This is a genomic window from Streptomyces sp. NPDC055025 (assembly GCF_053608565.1).
The window spans coordinates 67,220-82,588 of record NZ_JBSGVS010000044.1; the positions used below are offsets into that span (position 1 = coordinate 67,220).

Annotated in this window: 13 protein-coding genes and 1 pseudogene; 6 read left to right on the top strand and 8 right to left on the bottom strand. The window is 70.6% G+C overall.

Going from position 1 to position 15,369, the window contains the following annotated elements; translation table 11 throughout:
* Positions 1-28: 28 nt before the first annotated feature.
* A complete protein-coding gene (locus ACWGDX_RS25780) occupies positions 29-709 on the bottom strand; it encodes a TetR/AcrR family transcriptional regulator (RefSeq protein ID WP_453629183.1) in 681 nt (226 codons plus the stop codon).
* 161 nt (positions 710-870) lie between these two features.
* Between ACWGDX_RS25780 and ACWGDX_RS25785 the strand changes: the two genes are divergently transcribed.
* On the top strand, positions 871-1,803 hold the full coding sequence (locus tag ACWGDX_RS25785; RefSeq protein WP_453629185.1) for an SDR family oxidoreductase: 933 nt from the start codon (positions 871-873) through the stop codon (positions 1,801-1,803).
* A 289-nt stretch (positions 1,804-2,092) separates the two neighbouring features.
* On the top strand, positions 2,093-3,574 hold the full coding sequence (locus ACWGDX_RS25790; RefSeq protein ID WP_453629187.1) for an MFS transporter: 1,482 nt from the start codon (positions 2,093-2,095) through the stop codon (positions 3,572-3,574).
* A 55-nt stretch (positions 3,575-3,629) separates the two neighbouring features.
* Here ACWGDX_RS25790 and ACWGDX_RS25795 read toward each other — a convergent pair whose 3' ends face one another.
* From ACWGDX_RS25795 to ACWGDX_RS25810, 4 genes are all read right to left on the bottom strand, one after another.
* Entirely contained in the window at positions 3,630-4,187 is a 558-nt protein-coding gene (locus ACWGDX_RS25795; protein ID WP_453629210.1) for a GNAT family N-acetyltransferase, read from the bottom strand.
* 4 nt (positions 4,188-4,191) lie between these two features.
* Complete coding sequence (locus ACWGDX_RS25800) at positions 4,192-4,926, bottom strand: lasso peptide biosynthesis B2 protein (RefSeq protein WP_453629189.1); 735 nt, start codon at positions 4,924-4,926, stop codon at positions 4,192-4,194.
* Positions 4,919-6,772 (bottom strand): albusnodin/ikarugamycin family macrolactam cyclase, encoded by a 1,854-nt coding sequence (locus ACWGDX_RS25805; RefSeq protein WP_453629191.1) that lies wholly within the window; start codon positions 6,770-6,772, stop codon positions 4,919-4,921. Before ACWGDX_RS25805 ends, ACWGDX_RS25800 begins: the two co-directional genes overlap by 8 nt.
* Positions 6,773-6,843: 71 nt before the next feature.
* The gene (locus ACWGDX_RS25810; RefSeq protein WP_453629193.1) at positions 6,844-6,978 is read right to left on the bottom strand and encodes an albusnodin family lasso peptide; all 135 of its coding nucleotides are present in this window, start codon (positions 6,976-6,978) and stop codon (positions 6,844-6,846) included.
* Between the two features lie 345 nt (positions 6,979-7,323).
* On the opposite strand from ACWGDX_RS25810, the gene ACWGDX_RS25815 reads away from it, so the two are divergent.
* Complete coding sequence (locus ACWGDX_RS25815) at positions 7,324-8,523, top strand: twin-arginine translocation signal domain-containing protein (RefSeq protein ID WP_453629195.1); 1,200 nt, start codon at positions 7,324-7,326, stop codon at positions 8,521-8,523.
* A 188-nt stretch (positions 8,524-8,711) separates the two neighbouring features.
* On the opposite strand, the gene ACWGDX_RS25820 is transcribed toward ACWGDX_RS25815, so the two are convergent.
* The 3 genes and pseudogenes from ACWGDX_RS25820 to pdhA form a co-directional block, all read right to left on the bottom strand.
* Positions 8,712-10,193, bottom strand: coding sequence for a dihydrolipoamide acetyltransferase family protein (locus tag ACWGDX_RS25820; RefSeq protein WP_453629197.1), 1,482 nt, complete (start codon positions 10,191-10,193; stop codon positions 8,712-8,714).
* Positions 10,194-10,207: 14 nt separating this feature from the next.
* A complete protein-coding gene (locus tag ACWGDX_RS25825; protein WP_363079018.1) occupies positions 10,208-11,188 on the bottom strand; it encodes an alpha-ketoacid dehydrogenase subunit beta in 981 nt (326 codons plus the stop codon).
* A gap of 113 nt (positions 11,189-11,301) precedes the next feature.
* Positions 11,302-12,453 (bottom strand): annotated as a pseudogene (gene pdhA, locus ACWGDX_RS25830) (pyruvate dehydrogenase (acetyl-transferring) E1 component subunit alpha); the annotation flags it as partial.
* A gap of 324 nt (positions 12,454-12,777) precedes the next feature.
* Here pdhA and ACWGDX_RS25835 point away from each other — a divergent pair.
* From ACWGDX_RS25835 to ACWGDX_RS25845, 3 genes are all read left to right on the top strand, one after another.
* Positions 12,778-13,437, top strand: a complete 660-nt coding sequence (locus tag ACWGDX_RS25835; RefSeq protein WP_365902330.1) for a response regulator transcription factor — start codon at positions 12,778-12,780, stop codon at positions 13,435-13,437.
* Positions 13,438-13,607: 170 nt separating this feature from the next.
* A complete protein-coding gene (locus tag ACWGDX_RS25840; RefSeq protein WP_453629199.1) occupies positions 13,608-14,024 on the top strand; it encodes a pyridoxamine 5'-phosphate oxidase family protein in 417 nt (138 codons plus the stop codon).
* Positions 14,025-14,270: 246 nt separating this feature from the next.
* Positions 14,271-15,299: a phosphotransferase gene (locus ACWGDX_RS25845; protein ID WP_453629212.1), complete on the top strand. Its 1,029-nt coding sequence runs from the start codon at positions 14,271-14,273 to the stop codon at positions 15,297-15,299.
* Positions 15,300-15,369 lie beyond the last annotated feature (70 nt).

Sequence of the window (15,369 nt, forward strand, 5' to 3'; positions counted from 1 at the left end):
CGCGGCGGTCGATGTCACCGTCGGCGGGTCAGCGTGAGGCGCGTACCAGCAGGCCCGTGAGCAGCACCTCGAACATCTCGCGCAGCGTCTCGGTGAAGTCGAACCGCATGGTCGCGAGCGACGGGTCGGCCTCGTACGCCGCCAGCATCGCCGCCGAGGGCTGGGTGTGCGTCCATACCGCGCCGGTCGTCAGCATGACCGCGCCGCCGAACCGCACCGCGTCGGGCTCGCCCAGTTCGGGCAGATGGGCGCGGAGGATCCGGACCAGGACACCGATGTTCGTGAGCGCGGCGCGCTTGTACTCCGCGGCGACCTGCGGGGAGACATTGCGTTCGAGCACCGCGGCCTGCGCGCTGACCAGGTCGCAGAGGACGGGACGGTCCGCCAGCGAGGTCGCGAGCGCGGCGGCGAGCCGGTCGGCGCGCCCGGGGAGCGGGGCGGCGGCGTCGACCAGGGCGGGGAGCGCGCCGTCCAGGTGCTCCAGCCATTCGCGCGAGGCGACGTCAAGCAGTTCGAGCAGCACGGCCTCCCGGGACTCGAAGTAGCGCAGCACATTGGATTTGGCGAGGCAGACGCGCCGGCTCAGCTCATTGAGACTCACCTGCGCCACGGACATCTCGCCGAGCATCGCGGTCGCCGTGTCGAGGATCGCCTGTCTGCGCGCGGCGCGCTGCTCGTCACTGCGGGCGCGCTGGAAGGGCATGGTCATGACCCCAGACTACAGACCCCCGGTCTGTTGTTATCGGACCAGCGGTCTGATAGCTTCGCTGACAACAGACCGCCGGTCTACTCGGAGCCCCGACCCGGCCCCGGTCCTCCCCACATCCCCTCGCCTGACCTGACCTCACCTGACCTCACCCTGGAGCCACCATGTATGTCGTCCCCGACCAGACCGGGAAGCTCACCGTCGTCACCGGCGCCAACAGCGGCACCGGCAAGGAAGCCGTACGCCGTCTCGGCGCCGCCGGTGCGCGGGTCGTCATGGGCGTACGTACCGTCGCCAAGGGCGAGCAGGCCCGCGCCGAGATCCTCGCCGAGCACCCGCACGCCCAGCTCGAAGTGCGCCGGATCGATCTTGCGGACCTGGCCTCGGTGAAGGAGTTCGCGGACGGGCTCATCGCCGACGGCACACCGCTCGACCTGCTGGTCAACAACGCGGGGGTGATGGCGCCGCCCACCCGGATGACGACGGCCGACGGCTTCGAACTCCAGATGGGCACCAACTATCTCGGCCCCTTCGCGCTGACCGTACGGCTGCTGCCGCTGCTGCTCACCGCCCCGGCGCCGCGCGTGGCCACCATGAGCAGCGGCACGGCCAACTACGGGCGGATCCACTTCGACGACCTCCAGTGGGAGCGCCGCCGCTACAGCCCCAACCTCTCCTACGCGCAGTCCAAGCTCGCGGATCTGATGCTCACCCAGCAGCTCGCCGTGATCGCCGCCGAGCGCGGCTGGCCGCTGCTGAGCACCGGGGCGCACCCGGGCTACACCCTCACCAATCTCCAGACGACGGGCCCGAGCCTCGGCCGCGACAAGCCGTCGCGCGGGCAGGGCCTGCTGTCGGCCCTCGACTTCCTGCCGTCGCAGGCGCCGGAACAGGGGACGGAACCGCTGCTGTACGCCGCGACCAGCGCCGACGCGGTGGCGGGCGGCTATTACGGTCCGAGCCGACGGTTCGGACTGGTCGGCCCCACGACGACGGCCCGTACGACCCGCAGGGCACTGGACACCGCGGCCAACGCGCGGCTGTGGGCCGAGTCGGAACGGCTCACGGGGGTGACCGCGCACACGACGGTCGCGTAACCGCGCAGGCGGGCGCGGTACGGACCACGCCGGGGGCAGCGGTGCGGACCACGCGGGGGCGGGCGTGTCAGTCCGGGCGGCGGAGCGTACGGCCGTACGCTGAGGCGGCGGCCCGGGGGACCCCGGGCGTCGCGAGACCTCGGGCCTCGCGCCACGAGGACAGCGTCCCGCCACGAGGACGGCGTCGCACCCCAGGGACGGCACAAGAGACGGGACAGGGACGGCCCGGCGCCGGTGCCCGGGTCCGACCGGGTTCGCGGCCCTCACCACCCCGGCCCCGGAGGCGTCCTTGCGGTCCAGCCCATCCCCACCGCATCTGTTCGACCGGGTCCCGCTGGCCGGGCGCTATCCCGCCGCCGTCGCCCTCGTGCTGCTGGCGCTGAGCCCGTTTCTGATCCTCACCACGGCCACGACCCTGATCGGACCGCGGCTCCTGCGGGACCTCGGCGCGACACGGTTCGAGTTGCAGCTCACCAGCGGTATGTCCAACGCGGCGTACGCGTTCGGCGCGGTGGCCGCCGCGGATCTCGTACAGCGGGTGGCGCGCCGGCATGTCTATCTCGTCTGCGAGGCCGGCTTCGTGGCGAGTTCCGTGCTGGCGCTCAGCGCCCCGGGGATCGGGCTGTTCGCGACCGGGGTGATCCTCCAGGGGCTCTGTACGGGGATGCTGCTGGTCTGCGCGCTGCCACCGCTGGTCACGGGTCACCCGATCGGGAGACTGGCCACGACGGCGGCCGTGGTCAGCCTCGGCCTGTTCGGGATGGTGGCCTTCGGGCCGCTGGTGGGCGGGCTGGTCGGCAGCCTGGGCGGCTGGCGGCCGCTGTTCGCGGGGCTCGCCGCGCTGGCGGCGGTCGGACTGACCGTGGGCGCTCTGTCGTTCGAGGTCAATGAGCCGCCTGCGCGCCGGGCACGGTTCGACTGGCTGGCCATTCCGCTGGCGTTCGGCACCACGGCGCTGCCGTTCTTCGGGGTCTCCTGGCTGACGCGGGGCTCGTTCGGTGACCCCGCGTTCTATCTGCCGGTCGTCTGCGGACTGATCTGCGGGCTCTTTCTGGTGGGGGGTCAGTACAGGAAGGCCACTCCGCTGATGCCGGTACGGCCCATCAGCAATACGCTGCCGGTCGTCGGGACGCTCAACGCGATGCTCGTCGGGGCGTGCTTCACCACTCTGCTGGAGCTGACCGAGGCCTATCTGACCGACGAGGCGCGCTACTCGCCGCTGCGCGTCGGCATGCTCGTCACGCCGCAGATCGTCGGGGTGTTCGTCGCGGCGGTGCTGTTCCGGCGGCTGGTGGCGACCCGCTGGACACCGTATCTGGCGCTGTCGGGGACGGTCGGCGTGGCCATCGGCGCCGCCGTGCTGCTGGCCGCGTCCACCTCGAACGCGTCGGCCGTCGTCCCCGTCGCCGCGCTCTTCCTGGGCTTCGGCGCGGGCGCGGGCGTGACGCCGGGGCTGTTCCTGGCGGGCTTCTCCGTACCGTCGGCCCAGATCGGCCCGACCTTCGCCCTGGTCGAACTGCTCCGCTCGGAGGCGGCGTTCCTGGTCGGCCCCGTCCTGCTGCACGCCGCCCTGACGACCGGGCTCGCGCGGGGCTTCCATCTCACCGTGACGATCATGCTGGCGATCACGGTGACCGGCGCGCTGCTCCTGGTCGTCCTCTACCTCCTGGGCGGCGCCCGCCCCCAGCCCCCCGACCTGGAGTCCTGGCTCTCGGGCCGCTCGACGGCCTACCACTCCCCGGCCCTGGCGGCAGCGATCCGCAAGAAATGACACCACCACGCCGACCCGGTCCCGGCCGCGAACGGCCCGACACCCGCGAACGGGACTACTCGGGCAGCAGCGGCACGATGACCGAGGGGCCGCCCCAGTCCTTCGCGAGGGCGTCCATGATGATCTCGTCGCAGACCTGCCCGAGCCAGTATCCGGCCTCGCGGAGCGTTCCCGCCGTGCGGAAGCCGGCCTTCCGGTAGGCGCGGACACCCGCCGTGTTCGGGGCGAGGACCTTGAGCCAGACCATCCGGAGATTGGTGATGTGGAAGGCGTAGTCGAGGGTGAGCCGGGTCGCCAGGGTGCCGAGACCATGTCCCCGCGCCTCGGGAGCCAGCATGATCACGTATTCGGCGGTCCGTACGGCGTGATCGGGCAGGAGCGTGGTGACACCCGACGGGACCGGGCTCCCGGACGTCAGGTCGTAGACGGTGAACCGGATGTTGTCACCGCGGAGTTGATGAACCATGCCCTCGGTACGGGCTTCCAGGGACTCGGGTCCTTGGCGTCCGTAACCGACGAGAAGAGCCGGGTCCTGCTCCCAGCGCCAGTAGGTCTCGACCAGGTCGGCACGGTAGGGGCCGAGTGCACAGATCTCGTTGCCGATCCACAGGATCGGGTCAGGGCTGGCGCTGATGACGGCCTCCGATGGTGAGAACGGGCGTACAGGCGAACGTCGAGCGCGGTTCGCCGACAGGAATACCGTCCACAGTCTGTACCCAGGCGTGCAGACGTACGGGGTCGGGCGCGACGCCATGGCACCACGTGACAGCGAGCCGACGTGAGGCCAGCAGCAGGACGACGGCTGCGGACTCCTCCAAGCAGGCGGTACGGCCCGGGGAGTACCAGCCGATGTGCCGAACGTCGAGGACCGTCGTGTTCACCTGGGCAGTGGTGGCGGCGCGGTGGCAGATCGACGCGGCCGCCGCGAGCGTTGCCGTGACGCGGTGCATGGCCGTCGCCGCGGGTCCCGCCCTCCTGACGGCGAGGACGGACGCCAAAGCGGTAGCCGCGGCGACGCCCGACCGATGGGGAGTACGCGGAGGACGGCTGATTCCGGCCGGGTGTTCGGCACTTCCCCAACTCGCAGGAGCGGAGCGGGCAGTGACCGGGGCGGGCCATGGCGTCGGACCCGGCGCGGGCACCAGCAGACCGTCGGCGAGCAGCCGTGCGGCCAGCGCGGGAGCCATGGCATCCAGGCGTCCGGTGTGGGCGGCGCTCCGCCACAGGACTGTGGCGGCGGGCAGGAGACACCGGGCGCGACCGGTTCGGTAGTCGATGAGGACCAGGACATGACCGAAATCCACGGCACGGACATGGTTCGGGGAGGTGGCGAAGCAGGGCAGATCAGTCATGCGTGCTCCTCGTCGGCGTATCGCTCCATACCGGTCCGGGGTTCTCGTGGTGCGCACGTAGCCACGCTTCGGCGCTCAGCGCCTGTTCGAGCGTCGCCAGCGGCATCGGGATGCCCGCGGCGGCCTCACGCAGACGCCGGCGCAGCCGGCCCGGGTCGATGAGCCCGAGGTGGGCGAGGTGACCGTCCGCAAGATCGAGGAGTTCGGGCAGATTGACGCGCAGTCCTGCGTAGTGGTCGGCGTCGAAGCTGCCCTTCGTGGTACGGCCGGCGACCGCAGGCGGCAGCAGGTGCCGCATCGCACGGCCGAGGAGCGGTTTGTATCCGTGGACAGGCGGACGGTGTTCGATCGGGGTCCGCAGAACCGTGTCCATCACGCGCGGGTCGAGAAAGGGATTGTGCAGTTCGATGCCGCAGGTGGCGGCAAGCCCGACATCGGAGACGGCGGTACGGGCGACCTCGCGCACCTCGTCCACGAGGATCCGGACCGCGGCGTCCAGACCGGTCAGGGTGTCTTCTGTGTCAGCAATGCCGGCCGCCCCGCCGGCAGCGTCGGCCAGAAGCCGCAGGGCCGCGGGCTCGGCCCAGTCGGGCATCGGCAGGAGCGTGAACCAGCGGACATCGCCGCGGTCGCCGGTGGGCCGGACCTGGAAGGCCGGGGTGTCGGCGAGATCGGCGAGTGATACGGCGAGATCGGTCAGGGCATCCCGGCGGCTGATCCGGGCCATGGCCGCGGCATCGCGCAGGAGCGGTGCGACCGGGCAGTGGCGTAGACGGGCCCAGCCGAAGGCCTCACGCACCGCCCGGGGCCATTCGCCGTGGCGCACGAGATCGGCAAGGTGGGCGGGCGGCTGGAACAGGACGCTGTCACCGCCGTCGCCGGTCAGATGGGTCCGGCTGCCGAGACGCCGGCGCATCCAGCGGAACTGACCCGTCAGCCGGGCATGGGTGAGGGTTGAGGGGGCGGGTTCGTCGGTGGCCGGTACGGCGGTGATCCGGGTGTAGGGCAGATGCTCGGCGGACAGCGGGAGGAGATGGTGGGCGATGCGGTCCGGATACGCGGCGGACGCCAGCCGGGCGTAGTGGAGATCCGCTCCGCTCTCGTCACCTTCGGGATGGACGGTGACGGCGTCGAGGCGGCGCTCGCCCGGCAGGGATGTCGCGGCGAGGACCGCGACCGTGGTGGAGTCCAGGCCACCGGACAGGTCACAGGACACGTCGTGGCCGGCTTCCGTCCGCAGGGTCACCGCCGCCGACAGAACTTCTCGCAGCCGATGGTGCGGCCGGCCGGGAACAGGATCAGGACGCCATCGGACAGTGCACCGCGGGCTGCCGCCGTCGACGGGCAGTTCGATCCGGCTGCCCGGTGTCAGCTGCTCCACACCGTCGAAGAAAGTACGCAGGCCTGCCACCGTCGGTACCGACGGCGTGAGGATGGAGCAGACGAGCCGCCGGGTGTCCACAGGCGCCGAGATGAGACGGGCGAGCACCCGGGCGGAGGTGGACCAGACCCAACCGTCCCGCCAGGCGGCCGCGTAGAGGGGCAGAGCGGCGGCGGGATCCGTGTGCAGCACCAGCCCGGCCGGGGTCTCTTCGACGACTGTGTACGCACCGGGCCACCGCCAGGCGATATCGGCCGGCAGCGCGGTATCGGCCAGGCGGCGCAGATCGACGGGCGTGGCACCGCACCAGCCCAGAAGCAGAACACGCCGGTACCCGCCGCGTGCCACGACAGAACGAGCCGGGGCGTCGCCGAGCCTCCAGACGGAGGATCCGGCACTGATGGGCACGGCACCCTCAGGCCGAAGGCAGTCGTCCCCGGTTCTGCTGAAACCACCGAAAGTCATGAAGTCTCCCTGGGGGGCACGTTGAGTACGGTGCCCGGCACCGGGTTCCCGAGGCCGGGCACCCAGGGACGTCAGCAGTTGTAGGCGCGGCGTTTGTCCTCGCTCTGCCCACGGCCTTGGCCTTCGGTCAGCTCGACGACATCGCCGAGTTCCACCGGCAGCAGCTCGTCCTCGCCGCTGGTTTCCGTACAGGTCCCGTCGTTCATGGTGATTCCTCTCTCCAGAACAAGACTGCGGAAGGGGCCGTCCGAGGACCGGTCGGGCCGGAGACACGGAGCAGCCGGAGACGCGGAGCATGGGGGTATCGCACGGTGGGAAGAATGCGATGTCGTCCGATCGCCCACATGCACGTGCACAGTCAACTCGCCCCCGATACGCCATCTCTGGTGCCGCGAGCGGGTGCGTTTTCCGTGCGGGGCCGCCCGGGGGTGCCAGGATCAGACAGTGGACGGTCGGACGCTTGGGGGGCGGGCATGATGGCACCAGATGGCATCGGCGCCATGCTGAGAGGACTTCGCGAGGCGGCAGATCTCACCCGCGAGGAACAGGCCTTGGTCTTGCAGAAGGCCCAGGACGGCAAGTGGTTCGACCCGGAGAACTTGAAACGCTGGGAGACCGAACGGCGTCTGCCCGTCCCGAGGTGGCACCAACTGCTGGCAGACGGATACGGGCGGCCGGTGGAAGAGATCGTCCGGGCGGTAGCGGCTTCCAGGCGCCGACGCAGGCTTGAGCGCCGGGCGGCCGGCGGTGAGGGAGAGGAGGGTACGGCGGTGAACCGAAGGAAGTTTCTGGGCGCGGCGGGGCTGGCGACAGGGAGCGTCGCTCTGCCCGGTATAGCGGAAACACGTCGAGGCATCGACGTCGGGCTGTCCGGTTCCGACGCCGGTGATCTCGCCTACCTCAATGAGGCGTTCGAACGCCATCGGAGTGGCTACCAGGGGCGTCCGCCGAGCGCTGTGCTCGCACGAATGCGCGACGACCTGAATCTCCTGCGCGAGGTCCTCGGCCGCCCTCACCCTGCCGACGCCCGCGCGGCACTGGCCCGTACTACGGCCGGAATCACTGGCCTGGTCGCGATCATCCAGCACGACCGGGGCGACCAGCGTGACTCGCACGGCTGGTTCACCACCGCCGCACGAGCGGCCCGCGAGTCCGGCGACCGTCACATGCTCGCCTGGGTCCTGGCCCGGCACGCGATGGTCCCCCTCAACTATGGGGCGCCAGATGCCGCCGCCGCGCTGGCCACCCGGGCCCGTGTCGAAGCCGGCCGGACGCCGACCGCCGCCGCCGCGCTGGCCGCCGCGGTCTCCGCGCGAGCACTCGCCGCCACTGGTGACCACATGGCGGCGCTCCGGGCCGTGGCCGACGCGCGCGGCATCGCCGAGAACCTCGACACCGCGCAATCGGCCGATACCTGGTTCGGCTATCCCCAGCAGAAGCACCACGTCCATCTCTCCCAGGCGTTCACCCTCATGGGCAGGACACTTGAGGCATACACCGAGCAGGAAGCCTCCCTGGCCCTCAGCCGCTCCCAGTCCGTCATGACCCGCGCCCTGCTTGCCATGGACACCGCGACCTGCCTCCAAGCGGACGGAGACTCCACGGCGGCAGCCGACATGGCCGTGGACGTCTGGCGGCGACTGCCGGAGGCGTACCGAGGCGGACTGGTCCAATCCCGGGCCGAAGCCCTGCACCACACACTCTCCGGTGCGGCCCGTACGCGGCTGGGCGAGGTTCTCGTAGGCCGTTAGCCGGGAGCCCTTCGGGCGAGTTCCGGAGCTGGGCCGGCTCGACAGGCTGCCTGGTCCCTCCAGAGGTCCCCGTGCATACGCGGCTTACGAGGCTGTGGCCGGGGCCCGTACTGCACGCGCGTCCGGCCCCGGAACCCGTGGTGTGGGTTTCGGGGCCGGACGGTGGTGTTGCGGGGTGGGCGGGTGGGTCAGGCCCAGGTGATCAGGCGCTTCGGCTGTTCCAGGATCGCCGCCGTGTCCGCGAGGAACCTGGAGCCCAGTTCGCCGTCGATCAGGCGGTGGTCGAAGGAGAGCGCCAGGGTGGTGACCTGGCGGGGTTTGACCTTGCCCTTGTGGACCCAGGGCTGGAGCTTGATCGCGCCGATCGCCAGGATCGCGGACTCGCCCGGGTTGAGGATGGGCGTGCCCGTGTCGACGCCGAAGACGCCGACATTGGTGATGGTCACCGTGCCGCCCTGCATGGCCGCCGGCGTGGTCCTGCCCTCACGGGCCGTGGAGACCAGTTCGCCCAGCGCCGAGGCCAGTTGGGGCAGGGTCTTGTCGTGCGCGTCCTTGATGTTCGGCACGATCAGTCCGCGCGGGGTGGCGGCCGCGATACCCAGGTTGACGTAGTGCTTGACCACGATCTCCTGGTTGGCCTCGTCCCAGGCGGCGTTGACCTCGGGGTTGCGCCTGATGGCGACCAGCAGCGCCTTGGCGATGAGGAGCAGCGGATTGACCCGCAGGCCCGCCATGTCCTTGTCGGACTTCAGCTCCTCGACCAGCTTCATCGTGCGGGTCACGTCGACGGTGACGAACTCCGTGACATGCGGCGCGGTGAACGCGCTGCCCACCATGGCCGCCGCCGTGGCCTTCCGTACCCCCTTGATGGGGATACGGGTCTCCCGGCCGGTGCCGGCCGGTGCCACGGGTGCCGGTACGGCCGGTGCCACAGCCGTTGGCGCCGGTGCCACGGCCGGGGCCGTCGGCGCCGGCGGTTCGCCCACCAGCTCCGTCGGGGCGATCGCCGCGTACACGTCCTCGCGGGTGATGATCCCGTCCTGGCCCGACGGCGTGACCGTCGCCAGATCCACTCCGAGATCCTTGGCGAGCTTGCGCACGGGCGGTTTGGCCAGCGGCCGTCCGGCGGCGGGCGCGCCCACGACCGGTGTCGCACGGCCGTTCAGCTCCGCCTGGACCGCCGCGGCGGCCGCGCCTCCCGTGGTCTGCCCCGGCACGGAAGCACCCCTGCGCGGGCGGCGCTTCGTCGACGACTCGGCCACTCCGTAGCCGACCAGCACCGGCTGACGGCCCGTCGGCCCCGCGGCGGCCGAAGCGGCCGTCGCGGCCGGGGCAGCCGTCACAGCCGCGGGCGGCGACGGCTCGGGCGCCGCCGCCGGAGCGGGCTCACCGCTCCCCGGCGCCACGTCCACCGTGATGATGGACACGCCGACATCGACCGTCGTGCCCTCCTCGAAACGCAGCTCGTGCACCACCCCGTCGTACGGAATGGGCAGTTCGACGGCCGCCTTCGCCGTCTCGACCTCGCACACCACCTGGCCGTCGGTCACCGCGTCGCCCGGCTGTACGTACCACTTGAGGATCTCGGCCTCGGTCAGGCCCTCGCCCACATCGGGCATCCTGAACTCGCGGTAGCGAGCCGTGGAGCCGGTGGAAGTATCAGCAGTCATGGTCACGGCACTCCTCAGTACGCGAGCGAGCGGTCGACGGCGTCGAGCACCCGGTCCAGGCCCGGGAGGTACTCGTCCTCCAGCCGGGCCGGCGGATACGGCGCGTGATAGCCGCCGACCCGCAGCACCGGTGCTTCAAGATGGTAGAAGCACCGCTCCGTGATCCGGGCGGCGATCTCCGCTCCCGAGCCGTAGAAGACGGGCGCCTCGTGCACCACGACCAGCCGGCGCGTCTTCTCCACCGACGTCTGGATCGTGTCGAAGTCGATCGGGGACATCGAGCGGAGATCGACGATCTCCAGCGACTTGCCCTCCTCCTCGGCCGCCGCGGCGGCTTCGAGGCAGACCTTCACCATCGGACCGTACGCCGCGAGCGTGAGATCCGAGCCCTCACGCGCCACCCGCGCCCCGTGCAGCGGACCCGGGATGGCCTCGGTGTTGACCTCGCCCTTGTCCCAGTAGCGCCGCTTCGGCTCGAAGAAGATCACCGGATCATCGGTCTGGATGGCCTGCTGCATCATCCAGTACGCGTCCGACGCCGTGGACGGCGAGACGATCTTCAGACCCGCCACATGCGCGAACAGCGCCTCGGGCGACTCACTGTGGTGCTCGACCGCACCGATGCCGCCCCCGTACGGGATACGGATCACCACGGGCAGCTTGATCTTGCCCAGCGCGCGGGCGTGCATCTTCGCGAGCTGCGTGACGATCTGGTCGTACGCGGGGAACACGAAACCGTCGAACTGGATCTCCACCACCGGGCGGTAACCGCGCAGCGCCAGACCGATGGCCGTGCCGACGATGCCCGACTCGGCGAGCGGGGTGTCGATGACCCGGCCCTCGCCGAAGTCCTTCTGGAGCCCGTCCGTGACCCGGAAGACACCGCCGAGCTTGCCGACGTCCTCGCCCATGATGAGGACCTTGGGGTCGGTGTCGAGGGCTTTGCGGAGCGACTCGTTGATCGCCTTGGCGATCGGAAGCTTCTGTACGGCCATGATCAGCGACCCCCTTCTCGAACACCCGCGACACCCGTGACACCTGCGGCACCCGTAGCACCCGTAGCACCTGTGACACCCGCCGCGGCGATCGCGGCGTCGGCCGCCGGGTCGGCGTCCACGAACGACGCCTGGTACGCGGCGAACTGCGCACGCTCCTCGTCGACCAGCGTGTGCCCGTCGGCGTAGACGTTGTCGAAGATCGCCATGGGATCCGGGTCGGGCATCGCCCGTACCGCTTCTCTTACCCGCTTCCCGAGCGTCTCGCTCTCCTCGTCCAGGGCCGTGAAGAACGCCTCGTCCGCCTGGCCCTCCCCCTCCAGATACCGGCGCAGCCGCAGGATCGGGTCCTTGGCCTCCCAGGCCTCGCGCTCCTCGTCCGCGCGGTACTTGGTCGGGTCGTCGGAGGTGGTGTGCGCGCCCATGCGGTACGTGAAGGCCTCGACCAGCGTGGGCCCCTCGCCCCGGCGGGCCCGCTCCAGCGCGGAGCGGGTCACGGCCAGACACGCGAGTACGTCGTTGCCGTCGACCCGGACGCCCGGGAAGCCGTAACCCTGCGCGCGCTGGTAGAGCGGCACGCGGGTCTGCTTCTCGGTCGGCTCGGAGATCGCCCACTGGTTGTTCTGGCAGAAGAACACGACCGGCGCGTTGTAGACCGCGGAGAAGGTGAACGACTCGGCGACATCGCCCTGGCTGGAGGCGCCGTCCCCGAAGTACGCGATCACGGCGGAGTCCGCGCCGTCCTTGGCGACGCCCATGGCATAGCCCGTGGCGTGCAGCGTCTGCGAGCCGATCACGATCGTGTAGAGATGGAAATTGTTGGTACTGGGGTCCCAGCCGCCGTGGTTCACACCGCGGAACATGCCCAGCAGATTGGTGGGGTCGACCCCCCGGCACCAGGCGACACCGTGCTCACGGTAGGTCGGGAAGACATAGTCGTCGTCGCGCAGCGCGCGGCCCGACCCGATCTGCGCGGCCTCCTGGCCCAGCAGTGATGCCCACAGTCCCAGCTCGCCCTGGCGCTGGAGCGCCGTGGCCTCCGCGTCGAAACGGCGGGTCAGGACCATGTCCCGGTACAGCCCGCGCAGCTCGTCCGGGGTCAGGTCGATCTGGTAGTCCGGGTGCTCGACCCGCTCGCCCTCGGGGCTGAGCAGCTGTACGAGCGGGGGCTCGGAACTCTGTGGCTGCGGCGTCCTCTTCGCGCTGGCGCGCTTGGTGCCGCTGCTGCGTCGCGGTTTGCGCGCGGCAGTGCTCTCCACGGTCACGTGCGTGCTCCTCCGTCTGTCCGGCCCCCGGGATCCGCCGGGAACCAGTGCGGCTCGCCTGGACCCGCCACGGGCACGGGGTGGGTGCGACGCGGTCGGGACAGGCGTGACAGGTGCCCCGGCGAGCGCTCTGTCACAGGCACGTTACCCAGTGGGCCGCATTACTGCGAAACCCCATCTGACCTGCAATTTTGCTTGGATTTCCAAGTAAATCGACAAAGTCTGGAACAACCACTGGTCACAGCCTCGCAGGCCGCCGGAACAACGGCACGTTATCCCGCTGATCTGCGGCAGGGAAGGGGTGAGTGTGTGAGACTGAATTCTGTGCACCAAGAAGGAAAAATCACGGTATTTCTCGTTGATGACCATGAAGTCGTCCGCCGGGGGGTCTACGAACTTCTCTCCGTCGAGGACGACATAGAGGTCGTAGGGGAAGCGGGCACGGCGGCGGACGCCATGGCCAGGATCCCGGCGACGCGCCCGGATGTGGCCGTGCTGGACGTACGGCTGCCGGACGGCAGCGGGGTGGAGGTCTGCCGCGAGGTCCGTTCGCGGGACGAGAGCATCAAGTGTCTGATGCTCACCTCGTTCGCCGACGACGAGGCGCTCTTCGACGCGATCATGGCCGGGGCCTCGGGTTATGTGCTCAAGGCGATACGCGGGAACGAGCTGCTGACGGCCGTACGGGACGTGGCGGCGGGGCGCTCGCTGCTCGACCCGGTGGCCACGGCCCGGGTGCTGGAGCGGCTGCGCAGCGGCAGCGGCCCCAAGGGCGACGACAAGCTGGCCTCGCTCACCGACCAGGAACGCAGGATCCTGGACCTGATAGGCGAGGGCATGACGAACCGCGCGATCGGGGAGCGGCTGCATCTCGCCGAGAAGACGATCAAGAACTATGTCTCCAGCCTGCTCTCCAAGCTGGGGATGGAGCGGCGGTCGCAGGCGGCGGCGTATGTGGCGCGCCTCCAGGCCGAGAAGAATTGAGCGGAACAGCGCCGGCGAGTCGACGGGGCCGGCCGTACGACGGGGCGACGGGGCCGCCCGGCCGGTCGGGGTTACCTCGTCGGACCCTGTCCCAACCGGGACCAACGTCCCTCGGTTGAAGGGCCGCGTCCTCTGTTGACGAGGCGGTTCCGTGACGGAGAGTGGACAACATGTCCACCGAGGAAATCCGCGCCATAGAGCTGCTCAACCGCGTGTCGTACGGACGCGTCGCGACGAGTATGCGGGCCATGCCGTTCGTGGCCCCCGCTCGCCATGTGGTGACGGGCGGCTCGGTCCTGCTGCGTATGCACGCCGGTCACGGCTACCACCGGGCCTGCGGCGGCGGAGTGGTGGCGTACGGCGCGGACAACTTCAGCAGCGACGAGCCGGACCGCTGGTCGGTGCAGTTCACCGGCACGGCCGAGATCATCCAGCCGACGGCTCCGGAGCTGGAACTGTTCGGCGGGGGCCCGCACCGGGTGGACGGAGAACCGTTCGATCCGGTGTATATGCGGCTTGTACCGCAGTTTGTCACCGTACATACGCTCGACTACTCCCGAGAGCGACAGAGCCAACACGCTGCGTGATCTAACATCTGACAAGTGCCGCGCTCATATGAAATCGCTGCGCCTGCTGCGACCGTTGTCATCCCTCAGCCCGTTGCCGCTCGTGCCAGCCACGCAAGCCCTGTTCCCGCAATCCCCGTAAGCCCCGCAGTGCCCGTTAGCCCCGTAAGTCCCGCAGTGCCTGTAAGCCCCGCAGTGCCGTTAAGCCCCGGCGTCCACGCACCCCCGGCAATCCCCGTAAGCCCCGCGTTACCTCAGGCTCCCGCGATCCCGGGCGCCCGCGCCGGGGACACCGCTCCCCCCGTCCGTACGCTGCTCCGCCGCTACCGGAACACGGGCGAGCCGCTGTCCTGCGAACCCGTCGCCCAAGGGCTGCTCAACCACGGCTACCGGGTCCGCACCACACACGGCTCCTACTTCCTCAAGCACCATCTCGACGGCGATCACCCGGCCATCACCCGCCAGCACCGCGCCACCCAGCGGCTCCAGGCGCTCGGCGTGCCCGTCGCGCCGCCCGTCGAGAACGCCGACGGCGACACCGTCTCGGTCATCAAGGGCCGCTGCTACGCCCTGCACCCCTGGGTCGAGGGGCGCCATCGCGACGGCACCCAGCTCACGACCGACGAATCACGGCACCTCGGCGGGCTCCTCGGCCGTGTGCACACCTGTCTGGAGCGGGTGATGGAGCCGGACCCGGCGCCGCTCGCGTACGACAGCCTCTACGACAGCCCGGACCCCGCCGACACCTTCGAGCTGATCGACGAACTGCTGGCGCTGGCCCGTGGCCGTACCCCCCGGGACACCTTCGACGCCCTCGCCGAGCACCGTCTCGTGGAACGCCGCGACCTGCTGGAACGCCATGCCCACCGCCGTCCGCGCCCGGGAGCCGAACCGGCCACGGGCTGGGTGCACGGCGACTTCCATCCGCTGAATGTGCTCTACCGGGGCGAGGAGCCGGCCGCGATCGTCGACTGGGACCGGCTCGGCGTACAGCCACGGGCCGAGGAGGCCGTAAGGGCCGCGGCGATCTTCTTCGTACGGCCGACGGGCGAACTGGAGCTGCCGAAGGTACGTGCCTACGCGCGCGCCTACCGCCGCGCGGCCGGAGCCGCCGCCTCCGAACTGGCCGCCGCCGTCCACCGGGTGTGGTGGGAGCGGCTCAACGACTTCTGGGTGCTGCGCTGGCGCTATCAGCTCGACGACCGGCGGGCCGACCCGCTGTTCGCGGCGGTGTCGGCGCTCGCGGTGTGGTGGACGAGGGAGTACGACGCGGTCTGCGAGGCCTTCGCGGAATGACGCCCCGCCCCGCCCCGCCCCGGGACCGGCCGACGCGACGCGGGGCGCCCCGGGACCCCGGGGCCGGGAT